Origin of the sequence: Streptomyces spiralis (assembly GCF_014654675.1) — a bacterium.
Taxonomy (GTDB): Bacteria; Actinomycetota; Actinomycetes; order Streptomycetales; family Streptomycetaceae; genus Streptomyces; species Streptomyces spiralis.
Window position 1 is genome coordinate 81,833 of sequence record NZ_BNBC01000004.1, and the last position, 18,430, is coordinate 100,262.

13 protein-coding genes and 1 pseudogene are annotated in these 18,430 nt (G+C 74.5%); 5 read left to right on the forward strand and 9 right to left on the reverse strand.

Annotated features, from left to right (window positions below):
• Positions 1 to 29 precede the first annotated feature (29 nt).
• The gene (locus IE318_RS06230; RefSeq protein ID WP_189897347.1) at positions 30 to 1,253 is read left to right on the forward strand and encodes a trans-sulfuration enzyme family protein; all 1,224 of its coding nucleotides are present in this window, start codon (positions 30 to 32) and stop codon (positions 1,251 to 1,253) included.
• A gap of 71 nt (positions 1,254 to 1,324) precedes the next feature.
• Here IE318_RS06230 and IE318_RS06235 read toward each other — a convergent pair whose 3' ends face one another.
• From IE318_RS06235 to pdxR, 5 genes are all read right to left on the reverse strand, one after another.
• A complete protein-coding gene (locus tag IE318_RS06235; RefSeq protein WP_189897350.1) occupies positions 1,325 to 2,764 on the reverse strand; it encodes a GNAT family N-acetyltransferase in 1,440 nt (479 codons plus the stop codon).
• A gap of 166 nt (positions 2,765 to 2,930) precedes the next feature.
• A complete protein-coding gene (locus tag IE318_RS06240) occupies positions 2,931 to 5,588 on the reverse strand; it encodes a DUF7824 domain-containing protein (RefSeq protein ID WP_189897352.1) in 2,658 nt (885 codons plus the stop codon).
• Positions 5,585 to 6,997, reverse strand: a complete 1,413-nt coding sequence (locus IE318_RS06245) for an SWIM zinc finger family protein (protein WP_189897354.1) — start codon at positions 6,995 to 6,997, stop codon at positions 5,585 to 5,587. Before IE318_RS06245 ends, IE318_RS06240 begins: the two co-directional genes overlap by 4 nt.
• 145 nt (positions 6,998 to 7,142) lie before the next feature.
• Positions 7,143 to 8,726 (reverse strand): alkaline phosphatase D family protein, encoded by a 1,584-nt coding sequence (locus IE318_RS06250; protein WP_189897356.1) that lies wholly within the window; start codon positions 8,724 to 8,726, stop codon positions 7,143 to 7,145.
• Between the two features lie 196 nt (positions 8,727 to 8,922).
• Positions 8,923 to 10,386, reverse strand: a complete 1,464-nt coding sequence (gene pdxR, locus IE318_RS06255) for a MocR-like pyridoxine biosynthesis transcription factor PdxR (RefSeq protein ID WP_189897358.1) — start codon at positions 10,384 to 10,386, stop codon at positions 8,923 to 8,925.
• A gap of 47 nt (positions 10,387 to 10,433) precedes the next feature.
• Between pdxR and IE318_RS06260 the strand changes: the two are divergent.
• A pseudogene (locus tag IE318_RS06260) lies at positions 10,434 to 11,222 on the forward strand (EamA family transporter); the annotation flags it as partial.
• A 93-nt stretch (positions 11,223 to 11,315) separates the two neighbouring features.
• Here IE318_RS06260 and IE318_RS06265 read toward each other — a convergent pair.
• Positions 11,316 to 12,146: an alpha/beta fold hydrolase gene (locus IE318_RS06265; protein ID WP_189897360.1), complete on the reverse strand. Its 831-nt coding sequence runs from the start codon at positions 12,144 to 12,146 to the stop codon at positions 11,316 to 11,318.
• A gap of 184 nt (positions 12,147 to 12,330) precedes the next feature.
• Between IE318_RS06265 and IE318_RS06270 the strand changes: the two genes are divergently transcribed.
• Both IE318_RS06270 and IE318_RS06275 read left to right on the forward strand, forming a co-directional pair.
• Entirely contained in the window at positions 12,331 to 13,227 is an 897-nt protein-coding gene (locus tag IE318_RS06270) for an RNA polymerase sigma-70 factor (protein ID WP_189897362.1), read from the forward strand.
• Between the two features lie 261 nt (positions 13,228 to 13,488).
• Complete coding sequence (locus IE318_RS06275) at positions 13,489 to 14,250, forward strand: GntR family transcriptional regulator (protein ID WP_189897364.1); 762 nt, start codon at positions 13,489 to 13,491, stop codon at positions 14,248 to 14,250.
• Between the two features lie 157 nt (positions 14,251 to 14,407).
• Here IE318_RS06275 and IE318_RS06280 read toward each other — a convergent pair whose 3' ends face one another.
• The gene (locus IE318_RS06280; RefSeq protein ID WP_030178098.1) at positions 14,408 to 15,565 is read right to left on the reverse strand and encodes an ROK family transcriptional regulator; all 1,158 of its coding nucleotides are present in this window, start codon (positions 15,563 to 15,565) and stop codon (positions 14,408 to 14,410) included.
• Positions 15,566 to 15,946: 381 nt separating this feature from the next.
• Here IE318_RS06280 and IE318_RS06285 point away from each other — a divergent pair, with 381 nt between their 5' ends.
• Positions 15,947 to 16,390, forward strand: coding sequence for a hypothetical protein (locus IE318_RS06285; RefSeq protein WP_189897366.1), 444 nt, complete (start codon positions 15,947 to 15,949; stop codon positions 16,388 to 16,390).
• A 34-nt stretch (positions 16,391 to 16,424) separates the two neighbouring features.
• Here IE318_RS06285 and mug read toward each other — a convergent pair whose 3' ends face one another.
• Positions 16,425 to 16,973: a G/U mismatch-specific DNA glycosylase gene (mug, locus tag IE318_RS06290; protein WP_189897703.1), complete on the reverse strand. Its 549-nt coding sequence runs from the start codon at positions 16,971 to 16,973 to the stop codon at positions 16,425 to 16,427.
• Complete coding sequence (purB, locus tag IE318_RS06295) at positions 16,970 to 18,412, reverse strand: adenylosuccinate lyase (RefSeq protein ID WP_189897370.1); 1,443 nt, start codon at positions 18,410 to 18,412, stop codon at positions 16,970 to 16,972. Before purB ends, mug begins: the two co-directional genes overlap by 4 nt.
• Positions 18,413 to 18,430 lie beyond the last annotated feature (18 nt).

The following is an 18,430-nucleotide window of genomic DNA, read 5'->3' on the forward strand; positions in this document are numbered from 1 at the left end:
GGTCCTCGATCGTTGTTCACCCTTCGGTCATGGACACGCCCTTCGACTCCGCGCGCACCACCGCGTACGACGACGTACGCACCACCGCACCCAGAGCACTGGCCACCGAGGCCGTGCACGCCGGCCGGGACGACCTCGCCCGCCAGGGACTGCACGCCCCGCCGATCGACCTGTCCACCACCTACCCCTCCTACGACAGCCGGGCCGAGGCCGCCCGCATCGACGCCTTCGCCGGCGACGGCGCCGAACTCGACGGCCCGCCCGTCTACGGGCGGCTCGGCAACCCGACCGTCGCCCGCTTCGAGACCGCGCTGGCCCGGCTCGAGGGCACCGAGGCGGCGGTCGCGTTCGCCAGCGGCATGGCCGCGCTCAGCGCCGTCCTCCTCGTCCGGTCGGCCATGGGCCTGCGCCACGTCGTGGCCGTACGGCCCCTGTACGGCTGCAGCGACCACCTGCTCACCGCCGGGCTGCTGGGCACCGAGGTGACCTGGACCGACCCGGCGGGCATCGCCGACGCGCTGCGCCCGGACACCGGGCTGGTGATGGTGGAGTCCCCGGCCAACCCGACGCTGGCCGAGGTGGATCTGCGGGCCGTCGCCCACGCCTGCGGCTCGGTGCCGCTGCTGGCCGACAACACCTTCGCCACGCCGGTGCTCCAGCGCCCGGCCGAGCAGGGTGCCCGGCTGGTGCTGCACAGCGCCACCAAGTACCTGGGCGGACACGGGGACGTCATGGCCGGTGTGGTGGCGTGCGACGAGGAACTCGCCGGACGGCTGCGGCAGGTGCGCTTCGCCACCGGCGGTGTCCTGCACCCGCTCGCCGGGTATCTGCTGCTGCGCGGCCTGTCCACGCTGCCGGTGCGGGTACGGGCCGCCTCCGCGACCGCCGCGGACCTGGCGGCCCGGCTGGCCGCCGACCCGCGCGTGGCCCGTGTGCACTATCCGCGCATCGGCGGCGCGATGGTCGCCTTCGAGGTGCACGGCGACCCGCACGCGGTCATCGGAGGCGTGCGTCTGATCACCCCCGCCGTCAGCCTCGGCAGCGTCGACACGCTGATCCAGCACCCGGCCTCCATCAGCCACCGCATCGTGGACGCCGAGGACCGGCGCGGCGCCGGTGTCAGCGACCGGCTGCTGCGCATGTCGGTCGGCCTGGAGGACGTCGAGGACCTGTGGGCCGACCTGGACGCGGCCCTGGGGGAGCCGCGGCCGGAGTCGCCCGAGGTGAAGAGGCTGCACGAGGCGATGAGCTGACCGCACAGCGGCGCGCGGCCCGGCCGGGACCAAGGGTGCCGGCCGGGCCGCGCGGGGTCGGTCGCTCGAGGTCAGTCGCGCAGGGCGGAGCCGTCGAACTCCTCCCGCCGGCCGGCGTACGGCAGCCGGCAGGACGCCGGGGCGGTGTCGAGGCGGGCGGTGATCACCAGGGTGCGCTCCTCGATCTGGTAGTCCAGCGGCAGGCCCAGGCCGCGCATGGCGGCGACCATCCCGGTGTTCGACGCCTGCGTCACGGCGTACACGCTCGCGCAGCCCGCCTCCACGGCCATGCCCACCAGCCGGCCCAGCAGCTCGGCGCCGATGCCGCGCCGCTGCCAGTCGTCCTCGACCAGGAGTGCGACCTCGGTCTCGTCGCCGTCCCACAGCAGATGGCCGAGGCCGATGATCCGCCCCGACGCGGTCTGCGCGGCGAGCGTGCGCCCGAAGCGCGGGCTGAGCAGGTGGTTCAGATAGCGGTCGGCGTCACGGACCGGCCCGTGGTAGCGCAGGCCGAGCGTCCGCGCCGAGCATCGCTCGTGCATCTGCAGGGCGGCCCTGAGGTCGCTCCTGTCGGCCCGGCGCACGGTGATCGCTTCGCCCTCGGGCAGCGTCAGCACGTCCTGGCTGCGCGGGATGCGCGGTCCGAGCCGGGTGTCCAGTTCCACCAGCGCGCGGGCCCGTGCGAACTCGGTCGGCGTGAAGGGCAGATACGGCCGCTCCACGGTGATCACTCCGCCTTCCGGCGCCCGCAGCCGCAGCACCGTGTCCTCCAGCACCCCCTCGGCCGGTACCTCCGCCGGACCCCGGCCGCCGCCCGCCGGCCGGGCCGGCAGCGAACGGATGGTGCACCGGCCCAGCAACTGCCGCAGGGCCAGCGGGAGTTCTGCCGCGTCCAGCGCGGTACGGGTGGCCAGGCCCAGGACCCGCGTCGGCGCGTCCACCAGGTCGTGCGCGTCGGCACGCTCGATCCAGGTGTCCGCGCCGCCCGCGGACGCGACCGCCCGGGTGATCTGCGACGCCTCGGTCCGGCCCGGGGCGCGCAGCAAAAACTCGTCGACCGTGCCCTCGGCCAGCGGATGCGTCTGCAGGCTCAGGATGTCGACCTGCCGGGCGGCCAGTGCCGCGCAGAGAGCGGCCAGCGACCCCGGCTCGTCCCGCACCGTCGTCCGCATCCGCCACAGTGCGCTCACTGTCGGGACCTCGTCCCGCTCCACCGTGGAGGCGCCGGAGGGCCCGGCCTGCCGCCCTTCGGAGGCGGGCGGCCGGGCACCGGTATCCTCCTGCGGGGGCGCGTGCCCGTGGCGCCGTGCCCACCAGGTGTGGAACGTCGCCGTCGCGAGCAGAGCCAGCGCCGAGATCAGCAACAGGGCCGGCCCGTCGGGCCCGTGACCGATCAGGTTCGCCACGCCGTCCGCCACCGCGACGGCCGTGAACAGCGCGGCCAGTTCCACCACGTCCCGCCGCCAGTGGTGCACCGGGCGGCCATGCCTTCTCCGCGTCACATCAGACATGTCTCGAGTCATGCAACCACTGTGGAGGACCGGTGTTGCGTGATCGCGAACGCTCCGTGTCGTCCGGGTAAAGCGATGATTCGCACCTTTTGTCGGTGATTCAATCGGTGGGCTGTTCCTGCCGACCGCGGCCGGGTGAGGGGACCGATCGTCGGTGCACGTCATGTCATGCGGCAACCTCCACGGGCATCAGGGCGCCGCGCAGGCGGCGGGCCTCCCTGACCAGACGCGAGGCGCCGCGCCGGTCCGCCGTGCACGCCAGATGCGGCAGCTCGCCCCGTGCCCCCGACTGCTCGGCGCACTCGGCCGCGACCGCCAGCAGATCCCCCAGCCCGCGTATCGGGCCGGTGGGGCCGTCGGTCGCGAGATCGGCCAGCAGGACGGGCAGCGCGTGACTGAGCAGACCCCAGATGGTGGCGTTCGCCCCGGTGGCCGCCGCCGTGCGCAGCGACTCCGCGAGCCGTGTCGGCTTCACGGCACCGCGCCGCACCAGCTGCCCGAGGTCCGCTCCGAGCCGGGAGGCGTCCAACTGCCCGCGCGCGGCCAGGACCGGCAGGGCGTCCACGGCGGCGAGCCGGTCCTCCGGGTGCCGGGCGCCGAGCCCGTACGCCACACCGAGGTGCGTCGCCTCGCCGGCCTCGCCGCCGGACTCGGCGAGCAGCGGCAGGACCGAGGCCGTGCCCCGGGTGTCGTCCACGGCCAGGCCGGACAGGTCCCGCAGCAGCCGCACGGCCAGAAGCTCGCGCCGCTCGGGAACCATGGCCGGCCACTGCGCCCGCAGGGCGTTGCTCCAGTGGTAGCAGTAGCGGCTCTCCCCGAAGGCGCTCACCGGCCTGCCCAGCGCCCGGAAGGAGGCCGGGAAGTCCTCCTGCAGCTCCAGGACTTCACCGGACTCCGCCAGGATGCGCGGCCCCGACGTGCGGCGCCGGACCACCGGCGGCAGGGGCTTGCCGGCGGTGAGCCATCGGGCGAGCCGCGTCCCTTCCGCCGTGCCGAGAGCCGAGGCCCGCCGCGCCGCCGCCTCGGCCACCGACCGGTCCTCGCGCCGCACCCTCAGCAGCGCCTGCGCGAAGTCGGCCGCCCCCACCCGGGCGCCCATGCGCCGGTACGTGTCGAGGCGTGTCACCAGCTCGTCCGGCTCCAGCAGGCCCGTGCTCCAGGTGGGCGTCGAGAGCAGGAGCGGCAGCGGTTCGGTGCGGATCCGGTACGCCACCTCCCACACCCGGGCCTCGAAGGCGCGGGAGAGGGCGGCGTGCACGCAGTTGCGGGTCGGCGCGCCCTGCTGGAGTCCCGAGTGCAGAGTGTCGGTACGCGTCTTCTCGCACAGCGTCGCGAGGACGAGGTCCAGGGCGTCCGCCGCCTCGAGCATGCCGTGGCGCAGATCACCGTAGCGGCGGTCCGCTCCCAGGTACCGCGGGTCGGCCCACCAGCGCCGGGCGACCACGGGTTCCAGCGCCTCCAGCAGGTCCTCGCGGTTGCCGTACGCATGGCGGACCAGGCCGTCCAGGGCGCGCTCGAACCCGGTCACGCCGGCGTCGGCGGCCATCGCGGCTCCCACCTCCTCGGCGAGCTCGGTCACCGAGGACGGCGCGGGCGCGAGACGCGCCGGCCGCGGAACCGGCGGCAGGACCTCCTCGTACACCGTGGCCGTCGCGTCCACCGGCGCCGCGCCCAGGGTGGCCACGGCCCGGGCGCGCAGCGCGGGCCCAAGCCGCTCGGCCGCGAGAGCCAGTCCCGTTCGCACCTCGGCGGACCGGACCTTCTTCACATGGCGTTCCATCAGCTTCAGCGCCCGCTCCCGCACGTCGGCGTCCTCGTGCTCGAAGGCCTGCGCGGCAGCGGGCAGCAGCTCGTCCGCCGCGGCGGGGTCCCGGGCGAGCACCTTGCCCAGCAGCACCAGCTGCGCGCGCACCAGCTTGCGCTCCGTGCGGAACAGCACCGCCTCGGACACCTCGGCCAGTTGACGGTACGTCAGCTCGCTGTCCAGGGCCAGGGAGCCCAGCACCGACTGGGCGTGCGAGGCCACCACCGAGGCCGCGTCCGAGGCGAGCGCCGACCAGTCGGCGACCCGCTCCCGTTGCTCCTCGCGCGTGAGCGCCAGGGACCGCAGCACCCGCAGGAACGCGCGCTGATCGGCGGTCGTGCCGCCCCGCAGCAGACGGGCCACGCACGCGTCGACCGTCGCCGCGCGATCGAGGGCGCCCTCGACGGTGAGCCGGGCGAGCGCGTCGGACCAGCTGTTCGGGCCGTCGCCCGCGCCCCACTCCAGCGCGTTGCCGATGTCGTGGGTCTCGAAGAGAGCCGCCACCAGGTCCGTCAGATACGCGTCCCCGCGCAGCCGGTCCAGGATCGTGTCGCCGCGCGGCCATGTGCCGCCCATGTGCTGGACCCAGCCCCGCACATAGGCGTCGGTCGTCGGCACCGGGCAGCCGGACAGCCGCACCAGACCGGCCATCAGCTCGTACGGCACCCAGGCCGAGGCGGGGCGGTCGGCGATGCGGTGCGCCACGTCGGCGAGCCACTCGGCGTCACGGTCACCGAGAACGTGCAGCAGGACCGCCGGGGAGAGTCCCGACCACCGCATGTCGGCCGCCGTGATCCAGCTCGCCGCGGCGGCCGCGCCCGTCTGGCAGGCCGCGCCGGCCGCGTGCAGCGCGGGGTAGGCGCGACGGGACGCCGCGTCCCAGCGCGCCGACCGAAGCTCCTTGCGCAGCGCCTTCAGTCCGGGCGACTGCGCCCTGCGCTCGGCGTCGGTCATCCCGTCGAGGAGCCCCACCACCTCGGCCGTCCGCCCGGCCCGTACCGCCTCGATCAGCTCACTCATCGCGCACCCCCGCCGACCCGCATCCCGCCCCGCTCCACCGCGGCGGCGCCCCGCCGCGCCATCCGCACCGCCAGCGCGTGGCTGCAGGGCCCGCGCCCGCCCCGGTACTTCGCCCACCACAGGCAACTGCAGCTGAGCGTGCCCGCCTCGTCGCGCACCCGGTGCACATGCCCGTCCTCGGCCGTCACCGTCGCCAGGGCGCCGTCCATGCCGACCGCGCCGGCGGCGACCAGCGCCCGGGCCGCCCGCAACCGGGGGTTGTGCCGCTCGGCGCGCCCGGCGTCGTAGGGCAGCTCCCGGCGGAAGTACGCCGCCTCCGCCGTGTCGTAGCCGACGCGGCCAGAGGTGCCGAGCCGGACCAGTGCCGCGCGGACCCGCTCCGGGGTGAGTCCGGAGGCGGCAGCGAGGTCGGCGACGTCGACGCGGGGCGCCCAGGCCAGCAGCACCGCGATCAGCTCGGCGTCCTCGGCCGCCTCGTCCGTGGCCAGCGCGTCCAGCACCCCGCCCTCGCCGGAGAACCCGCGCGAGGCGTCGGGCGACAGCGTCAGCGTCAGCCGCATGCCCGGCAGGACGACCTCCCAGGCACTGGCCGTGGCCTCGGTCGCCGCGCCCGTGACCGCCGGGCCGTACACCCGCAGGGCGGTCGCGTGCCGCAGTACCCGTTGCAGCGCAGCCAGCCGCTCCGGACCCGGCAGGCACACCGCGCCGGGCACCGGCCGGGTCGTCGGCCGCAGCACCCGCCCGGCCGGGACCACCCACCGGGCTCCGCTCCGGCCGCCCCGTGACCCGCTCCGGGGCAGCGAGCGCAGGAACCGCACCGCCTCGGCCGCCGGCAGCTCGGCCCGCAGATCGAAACCGGCCGCTATGACCTGGGCCTCCGCGAAACCGCGCAGCCATCGGTCCGGCAGCGGCACCTTCTTCTCCACCACCGGCCCGTCCAGGGTGGTCACCGTCAGCTCCTCGGGGCCGACACGCAGATGGAGCGGGTCGTCCGCGCCGATCCTCGACAGGGCCTCGCGCAGCGGGTTGTTGACGTCGACGTTCGTCGTGCCGTGCCCCACCTCGCCGCCGTCGAGGCCGGGACCCAGCACGTCCAGGCGCGCATGGACACCGCAGCAGCCGGAGAAGGACTCGAAGCGCAGCCGGTCGCCGTTGCCCGTCACCACCGGGTCGAGGGAGGCGCGCAGCTGCGGCTGGTAGTAGCGGGCCGCCGCCACGTCGGCCACCGCCAGCAGCCCCGCCGAAGCCACCTGAGGTGACGTCAGGAACCCTGTGAAAAAGCGCGGATGGTCCTCGACGCCCGAGGGGGTTGTCCCCCGCGAGGTCTCGAGTCCCAGGCGCTGTCCGTCCGGGGCGGACTCCAGCACGGAGGGTCGGCAATAGGCCACGGCCTGCAAGGATCGCGTCATGGGAAAAACCGTAGAGGCGACCACTGACAGTCACTTTGATCTGCGGAAACGCTGTTTTCGGGGCCAGTTCGAGGCCCGCCGGGAGACCGGGCCGCGCCCCGGGGGATGACGCCGGAGCGCGGCACGGACGAAGAGCGTACGGGACTCAGCTCTCGACGCGCCCCGGCTGGAGCACCTGAGTGAAGAGCACGCTGCCGTCCTGCTCGCGCAGCCGGACCGTCAGCTCGCCGCTGTCGCCGTCGATGTCGACCTCGCCGAAGAACTGGTAGCCCTCGGCGGGCGAGACGTTGGAGGCGGTCGGCGCCTTGACGAACACCCGGTCCGGGCCGAACGTCCCGTCGAGCGCGCTGGCCGGGAAGGCGCCCGCGTTGAGCGGGCCGGAGACGAACTCCCAGAACGGCTCGAAGTCCTTGAAGGCCGCCCGTGACGGGTCGTAGTGCTGGGCCGAGGTGTGGTGGACGTCCGCCGTCAGCCACACCGTGCCGGTGATCCGGCGGTGCTTGACGAACCGCAGCAGTTCGGCGATCTGCAGCTCCCGGCCGAGCGGCGCGCCCGGGTCGCCCTGCGCGACGGCCTCGAAGTTGGGCCTGCCCTCGACGCCGTCGGGCACGACCAGGCCGAGCGGCATGTCGGCGGCGATGACCTTCCACACCGCCCGCGACCGGGCCAGCTCCCGCTTGAGCCACTCCAGCTGCTCGCGGCCGAGGATGCCCTGCGGGTCGGTCGTCTGGTCGTCGGGCGAGTTGGCGTTGCGGTAGGTCCGCATGTCGAGGACGAACACGTCGAGCAGCGGGCCGTGGTGGTGGACGCGGTAGATCCGCCCGTCGGGGCGGCCGCTGATCGTGGAGACGGGGAAGTACTCGGAGAACGCCCGGCGGGCGCGCAGGGCCAGGTCGTCGAGTTCCGTCCCGGCCGGGTAGGGGGTGCCGGCGCCGATGACCTCGCCCGGGTACCAGTTGTTGCGGACCTCGTGGTCGTCCCACTGGATGATGTTCGGCACCTGCGCGTTGAACCGGCGCAGCGCCGCGTCGAGCAGGTTGTAGCGGAAGTTGCCCCGGTAGTCGGCCAGAGAGATGGCGACGTGTGACTTCTCCTCGGTGGTGACGTTGCGGTAGACGCTGCCGTCCGGGAGCTTGGCGGTGGCCTGGATGGGGCCGTCGGCGTAGATGTTGTCGCCGCTGCACAGGAAGAAGTCCGGGTCCAGCTTCGCCATGGCGTCGAAGATCCGGTAGCCGCCGATCGACTCGTTGATGCCCCAGCCCTGCCCGGCCAGGTCGCCGGACCACACGAACCGCACGCCCTGACGGCGTCGCGCGGGCGCCGTGCGGAAGGTGCCGTACGTCGGCTCGCCGGTGCGGCGCGGGTCGTCCGGGTCGGCGAGGAGCACGCGGTAGTGGATCTGCTCGCCCGCGGGCAGCCCGTGCAGCCGGGCCGTGCCCGTGAAGTCGGTGTCCGCGCCGAGCAGCGGGCCGTGCCATCTGCGCGGGGCGCGGAACGACTCGGTCGCCGAGGTCTCGACGATCATCCGGGCCGGGCGGTCCGCGCGCACCCACACCAGACCCGAGTCGGAGGTCACGTCTCCCGCCTGCACGCCCCAGTCCGCCCGTGGGCGGCCGGACAGGGCGAGCGCCGGCGCCGCGCCGAGCGCGCCGGGCAGGGTCAGGGCCGCCGACGCGGCCAGCGAGCCGCGCAGCACGCTGCGGCGGCCGGGGAACGGACGGTGGGACATGGATACGCCTCCAGAGGACGGGATCCGGCCAGTGTTCGGTGCCACACCTACTGGTGCGGTGCGGCGCGCACGGAAACCGCGAGTGAACAACCGGCCGCCGCCGCACCGGAACCGCCGGACGCACGGCCGCCACCGCACGGCAGCCGCCGGACACACGGCCACCGGCGCGGGGGACGGTCACCGGCGCGGGGGACGGTCACCCGCCGACCGCCTCCCGCATCAGCCGTACACCCTTGTGGATCCGCGCCGGCGACAGGTGCGCGTAGCCCAGGACCAGCCGTACGCCGCCGCCCGCCTCCTCCGTGCCGTGGTCCCCGCCCGGGCCACCGGCACGCGCGTGCGTGTACGCCGCCAGCGTGCGCACGGAGACCCCGGCCGCGCCCGTGCGCGCGAGGAACCGGTCCTCCGGGCCGTACCGTCCCGGCAGGTCGGCGATCAGATGCAGGCCCGCCGCGATCCCGGACAGCCGCACACCGGGGAAGTGCTCGCGAAGGGCGCCGACGAGCGCGTCCCGGCGTTCCCGGTAGGCGCGCTGGCAGCGGCGCAGCTGCCGGTCGTAGTCGCCCCGTTCGACGAAGTGCGCGAACAACGCCTGCTCGACGGTCGGATGACCGAGGTCCATGGTCCGCTTGCGCTCGACGACGTCGTCGGCCAGCGAGTCGGGCACGATCATCCAGCCCAGCCGGAGCCCGGGCGCGAGGGACTTGCTGACGGACCCCGCGTAGACCACGTGCTCCGGGTCGAGGCCCTGGAGGGCGCCCACGGGGGCGCGGTCGTAGCGGAAGTCGCCGTCGTAGTCGTCCTCGAGGACGATCCCGTCCACCGACCGTGCCCAGTCCAGCAGTTCGGCGCGCCGGCGGGCGGAGCAGGCGATGCCGGTCGGGAACTGGTGGGCCGGCGTGGTCACCAGGGCCCGTACGCCGGACCGGCGCAGCGGCCCGAGGTCCGGGCCCTCGGCGTCCAGCGGAATCGGAACGGTGCCGATGCCGGCCGACACGTACAGGGCGCTGTGCTGGGGGCTGCCCGGGTCCTCCACGCCGACGGTGCGAATCCCGCGCGCGTGCAGCACGAAACCGAGCAGCGTCGTCGCCTGCGTCACCCCCGAGACGACCACGATCCGCTCCGGGTCCGCGACCACGCCCCGGCGGCGGGCGAGCAGTTCGGCCAGCGCGGTACGCAGCCGGGGCAGCCCGCGCGGGTCGGGATAGCCGAGATCGTGGTGCGGGAGGTCGGCGAGCACGGAGCGGTGCGCGGCCGTCCAGGCGGCCCGCGGGAACAGCGACAGGTCGGGCGTGCCCGGCACGAAGCCCACACGGGCACCGGGGGAGCCGGGGGCGAGGTCCCGCGCGCGCGGGAGCGCCGCCCGCACGGCACCACCCACCCATGTCCCCGCGCCCCGCCCGCTGCGCAGATATCCCTCCGCCACCAGCTGTTCGTACGCCTCCGTGATCAGCCCCCGCGACACGCCGAGGTCCGCCGCGAGGTCCCTGCTGGAGGGCAGCCGGGTGCCCGGGGCCAGCCGGCCCGAACGGACGGCCTCGCGCAGTGCGGCCTGCAGCGAGCGGCCACGCGCGCGTGCCGGTGCCGACGCGGCCGGCAGCAGCAGTTCCCAGGCGGCGGAGCCGGCCGGTCCGCCCGGATTGGTCCCCGATGACGTCATGGAAGTGGACCTTAAACCGGGCCGCCGTGCTCCGTAGCGTCGCCGGCATGAACGCCACCGCCTCGCGCGGCGCCCTGCTCGCCGCGCTCGCCTGCGTCCTCGTCGGAGGGTCCTTCACAGCCAACAGCGTCCTCGGCCACTACCCGTACGCCGGCGGCCAGTTCCTGCGCTACGGCCTGGCCTGTCTGCTGCTCCTGCCCTTGGCCCGGCGGGGAGCGGCCGCGCGGCTGCGCCGGCTGGGGCCCCGGCATTGGGTCCGGCTCGCGCTGCTCGCGGCGGTGGGCATGGTCGGCTTCAACCTGGCGGTGCTGGCCGCCGAGCGCACCGCGGAACCGGCGGTGCCGGGGGTCTTCGTCGGCTGCGCCCCCGTGGTCGTGGCGGTGCTCGTACCGGTGCTGGAAGGGCGCCGGCCGCGACGGGTCGTCCTGTACGGGGCGTGGCTGGTGGCCGCCGGGGCGTTCACGGTGCAGGGATGGGGCCGCACCGACGGCACCGGCATCGCCTTCTCCGCGTGCGCGCTGGCCGGCGAGGTGGGCTTCGCGGTCCTCGCCACTCCCGTGCTGCGCCCGCTCGGGCCGCGGCTGCTGTCGGCCGTGGTGTGCGGCGTCGCGTCCCTGGAGGCGGCGGTCGCGGGGATCTGCCTCGACGGCACCGCCTGGCTCCGGCGTCCCGACACGGACGAGGCCGTCGCGCTGCTGTGGCAGGCGGCCGTCGTCACCGTCGTCGGCTTCGTGTGCTGGTACATGGGCATGCAGCGGATCGGCGCCGAGCGCGCCACGCTCTTCTCCGGCCTGATCCCGGTCGCGGCCGCCTGCACCGCGCCCCTCGTCGGCACCGGCTCCTACGGGGTCGCCCAGGCCGTGGGCAGCGCCCTGGTGGGCACGGGAGTCGCCCTGGGATCGGGGGCGTTGGAACGTGCCGGGCGGCGGTCAGCGGCTGCCGTCGAGGAGCACGCGCGCGACGAGCGCCGGGTCGTCGTTCATCGGGACGTGTCCGCAGCCGGGCAGCCGCACCAGCCGGGCGCGCGGGATCATCTGCTTGGCACGCACCCCCTGCCGGCGGACCAGCAGCCGGTCCCTGGTGCCCCAGGCCACGGTGACCGGTATCCCGGGGACGTCGTCGGTGAACTGGACGTCGACGCCCGCGCGGAGGGTCTGTTCGAAGCCGGTGGCCTGCGCCAGGGCGAGCGTCTCGGCGACCACGGCCTCGGGTGAACGACGGCCCGGCCGCGCGTAGATGGTGCTCGTCAGGACGGTGCGCCCGGCAGCCGTCCGCGCCAGTTGTTCGACCAGCGGCAGCGGAGTCCGCCGCGCGACGGCCCGCATCGCCTGCAGCACACCGAAGGCGTAGCGCCGCTCGGCCTGCGTCCAGAAGCCGGCCGGGGAGAGTGCGGTGACGGACCGCGCGAGCTTCTCGCGGCCCAACTCCAGGGCCAGCAGGCCGCCCAGGGAGTTGCCCGCCACATGGGGGCGGTCTATCTCCAGGGTCTCGCACAGCGCGCCGATGGCGGCGTTCATCGTCGGCAGGTCGTGACGCAGCCCCTCGGGCAGGGCCGGGGAGGCTCCGAAACCGGGCAGGTCCACGTTGATCACGTCGCGCTCGGCCGCCAGGAGATGGACCACCGGGTCCCAGGCCTGCCGGTGGTGACCGATGCCGTGCAGCAGGAGCAGCGGCTCGCCGCTGCCCACGCGCGCGTAGGACAGGGTCACGGTCCGCGGGCCGTGCGGGGAGGGGACCTTGAAGGAGACGGTGGCGGCCATGGGGGCTCCTCGGTGGGCGAATCGTCGGCGAACGCCGGGTAGACAGCTTGTCAGCAATTGCTACTGGCCGGTAGCCCCGGGAAGGAGCCTTTCTCGCCGTCGTCCTGGGCGGCCCGTCGGGCAGCGCCGCCCCGCACACGGTGTCCGTCTGGACACGGCCGCGGGTGTCGGCTGGGATGGTGCGGTGACCACCGAAACGGAGACAGACCCGGAGACGGACCTCTTCGAAGAGCACCGTCCCGTCCTCATGGGCGTGGCCTATCGCATGCTCGGGCGGGTGGCGGACGCGGAGGACGTGGTCCAGGAGGCATGGCTGCGCTGGTCCGGTGCCGACCGGGCCGCGGTGCGCGAGCCGCGCGCCTACCTCGTGCGCGTCACCACGCGTCTCGCCATGGACCGGCTCCGCCAGATCAAGGCGCGGGGCGAGTCGTACGTCGGCCCCTGGCTGCCGGAGCCCCTGGCGACCGACGTCGCGGGCACCGCCCAGGACGCGGAGCAGCGGGCCGTGCTCGCCGACTCCGTATCGCTCGCCGTGCTGGTCGTCCTCGAGTCGCTCTCACCGCTCGAACGCGCGGTGTTCGTCCTCAGGGAGGCGTTCGGCTATCCGTACGCGGAGATCGGCGCCCTGCTCGACCGGGGCGAGGCGGCGGTGCGCCAGCTCGCCGGGCGGGCCCGCAGGCATGTCGAGGAGCGGCGTCCGCGCTACGAGGTCGATCCCGTCCAGCGGCGCGACCTCACCGAGCGGTTCCTGGCCGCCGCGGCCGGCGGCGACCTGGCGGGCCTGATGGCGCTGCTGGCGCCCGACGTCCGCCTGGTCGGCGACAGCGGAGGCAAGTCCAGGGCGCCGCTGCGGGTCCTGGAGGGCGCCGGCAAGGTCGGCCGCTTCCTGGTCGGCGCGGCCGAGAAGGGCGTCGCGGACGTGGCCTTCCGCCTGCTGGAGCTCAACGGCGGCCCCGCCGTGCTCGTCCTGTCCGGGGGCAGGCCCGACAGCGTCTTCCAGGTGGACGTCGCCGGCGGACACATCCATGCCGTCTACATCATCCGCAACCCGGACAAGCTCCGGCTCCTGGCCGCCGCCTGAGGCGCCCGGCCGCGATCACCCACGGCGAAGCCCCCGCCCGTACGGCGGGGGCTTCGCCGTGATGCCACCGCTGCCGCCGACACACCCCTGTGCGAACGCCGTGTGAACCCTGTGCGGCGCGCCGGCCGTGCGTCCGGCACCGGGCCGAGGATTGGTATTGACCAAGGGTGGGGGCGGCCCTATGGTCGCAGATAAGTACAACAACCTTTAATAAACAAGGGCGCTAAAAGCCGCCGGACCAGGGCGATCGCGGAGGACAGGGTGGGGACCACGCAGCTGGAATCGGTGCCGGAGCCGAAGTACTGGCACCTCAAGACCGTGCTCAGTGAGGCACTGGACTCCGAGTTCTCGGTCGGTGAGATCCTGCCCAACGAGCGGGACCTGGCCGCCCGCTTCGGCGTCGCCCGGGCCACGCTCCGCCAGGCCCTGGAACAGCTGGAGCTCGAGGGCCGGCTGCAGCGCCGCCGCGGCGTCGGCACGACCGTCGCGCCGCCGCGCGTGGGCGTGGCCGTCGGCACCGAGGAACAGGCCTGGCCGGGCGCGGCCGGTGACGCGTGGCAGCCCGTGGACTGCGCGGAGGCGGTGCCGCCGGCGGCCGTCGCCGACGCCCTGGAGACCGGCCGCGACGAGCCCGTGCACATCGTGCGCCGCTCCCGGATGAGCCACGGCCAGCCGGTCGCGGCCGAGCTGCTGTACATCCCCGCGTCGTCGGTGCCCGATCTGACCGCGATCGACGCGCCGTCCGGTCCGGCACGCGCGCGTGCCGTGCTGCGCGAGCTGCAGCACCTGGACCTGGAGGGCCAGGACCGCGCCGTCGAACTCGGCTCCGCCCGCGCGGACGACGCCAAGGAGCTGGACAGGCTGCCCGGCGCGCCCGTCCTCGTCGTCACGTCGCGCTTCCTCGCCGGGGGCCGCACCGCCGCCCTCTCCGTGGCGACCTACCGCGCCGACACCTGCCGGCTGACCTTCAAGGAGTCCGGCGGCGTGGAGATCGACCACGGCCCGGAGCGCCGCGCCTCGTGACCACCGCCGGCTGAGAACCGCCGCGCCGGGCGCCTTGGGGGCGGCGCTCGGCGGCGGGCCGTCATCGTGCCGGCTCACCGGCGGGCCGTCACCGCGCCCCAGCTCAGCAGCGGGCCGTCATCGTGCCGGCTCACCGGCGGGCCGTCACCGTCCCGGCTCAGCGGCGGCCGGTCACCGTGCCCTCCACCGCGAACAACTGCTCCTCGACGTGGTCGAGGGCGAGCCGCAGGGCGCCCGTCGCCACGGCCGCCTCGCCGAGCATCGACAGGGTGACCTCCGGCGTCCGCAGGCAGTAGCGCGCCAGCTCGCGGCGCAGCGGCTCCAGGACGCCGTCCAGACCGGCCGCCCAGCCGCCGATGACCACCAGCTCCGGATCCAGCGCCAGCACCAGTGCCGCCACGTCGTGGACGAGCCGCTGGATGAAGCGGTCCACGGCCTCCAGGGCCCGCCGGTCGCCCTCGCGGGCCAGCGCGAACACGGCCGCCACCGCCTGCTCGTCCAGCGGGTGCAGGGGCTGGTCCGTGGTCGACAGCAGAGTCTCCGGGGTCTCCTCGCGGCCCAGCAGGTGCAGCGCGCCGATCTCACCTGCCCCCCCGCCGAACCCGCGGTGCAGCCGGCCGCCGATCAGCGAACCCGCGCCCGGGCTCAGCCCGGCCAGCACGAAGACCACGTCGTCGGACTCGGTGGCCGCGCCCTTCCAGTGCTCGGCGACCGCCGCCGCGTTGGCGTCGTTCTCGACCAGCACCGGGCACTTGAAGGAGCGGCTCAGTCGTTCGCCCAGGTGCAGCCCCGTCCACCCGGGCAGCGCGGTGCCCAGCCGTACGATGCCGCCCGCCTCGACGATCCCCGGCGTGCCGACCCCCACGGCCCGCAGGGAGCTGCGCGGGACACCGGCACGGCGCAGCAGCTCGGCGACCGCGGTGCGCAGCCGCTCCAGGCGCTCGTCCGCGTCGGCCGTCTCGTCCACGTCCTTCGCCTGGGCGCCGAGCACCCGGCCGTCCAGGTCGGACAGCAGCGCGGCGACCCGGTGGGCGCCGATCTCCAGGCCGAGCAGATGCCCGGCCTCGGCCCGGAACCGGAACCGCCGCGCGGGCCGTCCCTGACGCCGGGTGGCGCCCTCCTCGGCCGCCGTCTCGACGACCAGGCCCGCCCCGATGAGGTCCTCGACGACGCCCTCGACCGTCGGCCGGGACAGCCCGGTCACCCGGGTGATCTCCGTGAGCGTCGCGCAGTCCGTGGCGCGCAGCGCGTGCAGCACCACCGCGGAATTGATCCTTCGCAGCAGCGAGGGATCCCCGCCGGTAAGCCGCCCCACCGTCCGTCCTCCCAGCTCGTGCGCGTGTTGGCCGGATCGTACTCGGCACGGCCCGGACCAGCGAGTGCCGGGACACCGGGCCGCCGATGCGGGCCTCGGCGCGCCTCGGCCGACGCCTGGCCTGCGGGGGTTCGCGCCGCCGCCGGGTCCCCGGTTCGCGGGGTCTCGGGCCGCGTGTTCGGGTCTGTGCTGGATCGGTCGAAGTCGCCGGGCCCGCGCGTGCGGGTGTGTGCTTTTTGGCCGGCAGGCCGCAGTCGTCTCGCTCCGCCCTTCTACGGGTGTCTGCCGTCCGCGGTCCCCGAGACGCCTCCCTCAGGTGCCTGCACCACCCGGATTCTGACGCGCCGCCAATTGTCAGTGGCGGCCGGTTTACTGGGAGCCATGGACATCGCGAAGGCTCTCGCCGTGATCGACCGGCTGCGTACCGGGGCGTTCCCCGCCGAGCCGGTCAGAACGGACGTCGGCACGGCCGGACCCGGCTACTCGATAGCCGAGTTGGAGACGAGCGACGGCTTCTGGGAGGACGACGGCACCCTGCGGGAGGAGACGGAGGAGCAGTACGAGTACGACCGGGACGGGCTGGAAGAGCGGCTGACGGAGCGTTGGGGGCCGCCCCGGGAGATCAGCCTGTACAGCGTGCTCCACCGGACGGTGGAGGGGGAGGACCTGCCGGAGCCGTGGGCCTCGCTGAGCGGGCATGTGCCGAACGTCCGGCTCTGGAGGGAGCAGGAGACGGGCCGGTGGATGGCCCTCGGTGTCTCCCAGTGGGACAGGGAGCTGCCGTTCCAGCTGCTCGCGGTCGTCACCGACACGGACCCGCCATGACCGCCCGGCCGGTCCAGGTGCGCCCCGGCCGGTCCTAGGCGGTCTCCGCCGCCACCCGCAGTCGTGCGAACTCCTCCGCCATCGTCTCCGCGGTCCAGTGCGCGTTCAGCCCGCTCGGATTGGGCAGGACCCACACCCGTGTGGCACCGATCGTCCGTTCCTGAGGCCCCACTTGGGCCTTGCGGTCGCCGAAGGCCGCCCGGTACGCGGTGACGCCGACCACGGCGAGCCACCGAGGCCGCAGCCGCGCCACCTTCAGGGCCAGCAGCCGTCCGCCCTCCCGGTACTCCTCTGCCGTCAGTTCGTCGGCGCGTGCCGTGGGCCGGGCCACCACGTTCGTGATGCCGAGCCCGTACGACAGCAGTTCGTCCTGTTCCGAGGGCTTCAGCCGCCTCGGCGTGAACCCCGACCGGTGCAGCACCGGCCAGAAGCGGTTCCCGGGCCGCGCGAAGTGATGGCCCGTCGCGGCCGTCATCAGACCGGGATTGATGCCGCAGAACAGCACGCTCAGGCCGTCCGCGACCACGTCCGGCACCAGGCGGTCGCGGGCTGCCTCGAGGTCTGCCGGGGCGAAGCGGGTCAGAGGATGGCTCCCGGGGTGTAGGCCGCGGCCTCCGGGTGCTGCTTGACGATCTCCTCGATGCGACCGACGACCGTGCCGACCTGGTCGGCGGCCGCGCCGGTGAAGGACAGCTTGTCGGCCATCAGGGCCTCCAGACGCGCGCGGTCGAGCGGGAGGCGGTCGTCCGCAGCGAGCTTGTCGAGCAGCTCGTTGCGCTCGGCGCCCTGCTCGCGCATCGCGAGCGCGGTGGCGACGGCATTCTCCTTGATCGCCTCGTGGGCGACCTCGCGGCCGACGCCGGCCCGCACGGCGCCCATCAGCACCTTGGTCGTCGCCAGGAACGGCAGATAGCGGTCCAGCTCCCGGGCGATCACCGCGGGGAAGGCGCCGAACTCGTCGAGCACCGTCAGGAACGTCTCCAGCAGGCCGTCCAGCGCGAAGAACGCGTCCGGAAGGGCCACTCGGCGCACCACCGAGCAGGACACGTCGCCCTCGTTCCACTGGTCGCCCGCCAGTTCGCCGGTCATCGAGGCGTAGCCGCGCAGGATCACCATCAGGCCGTTGACGCGCTCACAGGACCGCGTGTTCATCTTGTGCGGCATCGCCGAGGAGCCGACCTGGCCCGGCTTGAAGCCCTCGGTGACCAGCTCGTGCCCGGCCATCAGCCGGATCGTCTTGGCCAGCGAGGAGGGGGCCGCCGCCAGCTGCACCAGCGCGGTGACGACCTCGTAGTCCAGGGAGCGCGGGTAGACCTGGCCGACGGAGGTGAAGGCCTGCGAGAAGCCCAGGTGCCCCGCGATGCGCCCCTCAAGATCGGCGAGCTTGGCCGCGTCCCCGCCCAGCAGGTCCAGCATGTCCTGCGCGGTGCCGACCGGACCCTTGATGCCGCGCAGCGGGTAGCGGCCCAGCAGCTCCTCGACCCGTCCGTGCGCCACCAGCAGCTCGTCGGCCGCGGTGGCGAACCGCTTGCCGAGGGTGGTGGCCTGCGCGGCCACGTTGTGGGAGCGGCCGGCCATGACCAGCTCGCCGTACTCCGCGGCCAGCTTGCCCAGGCGCGCCAGCACGGCCACCGTGCGGTCGCGCATCAGCTCCAGCGAGAGCCGGATCTGCAGCTGCTCGACGTTCTCCGTCAGGTCGCGGGAGGTCATGCCCTTGTGCACGTGCTCGTGCCCGGCGAGAGCGTTGAACTCCTCGATCCGCGCCTTCACGTCGTGCCGCGTGACCTTCTCGCGCTCGGCGATGGAGGCCAGGTCGACGGTGTCGAGGACGCGCTCGTAGTCGGCGATCGCCGCGTCCGGCACCTCGATCCCGAGGTCCTTCTGGGCGCGCAGCACGGCGAGCCAGAGCTGCCGCTCCAGCCTCACCTTCTGCTCGGGCGACCAGAGCGTGGCGAGCTCGGCGGAGGCGTAGCGTCCGGCGAGGACGTTCGGGATACGGGGCTTTGCGGGCGCAGCAGTCACGTGCACCGATTCTACTGG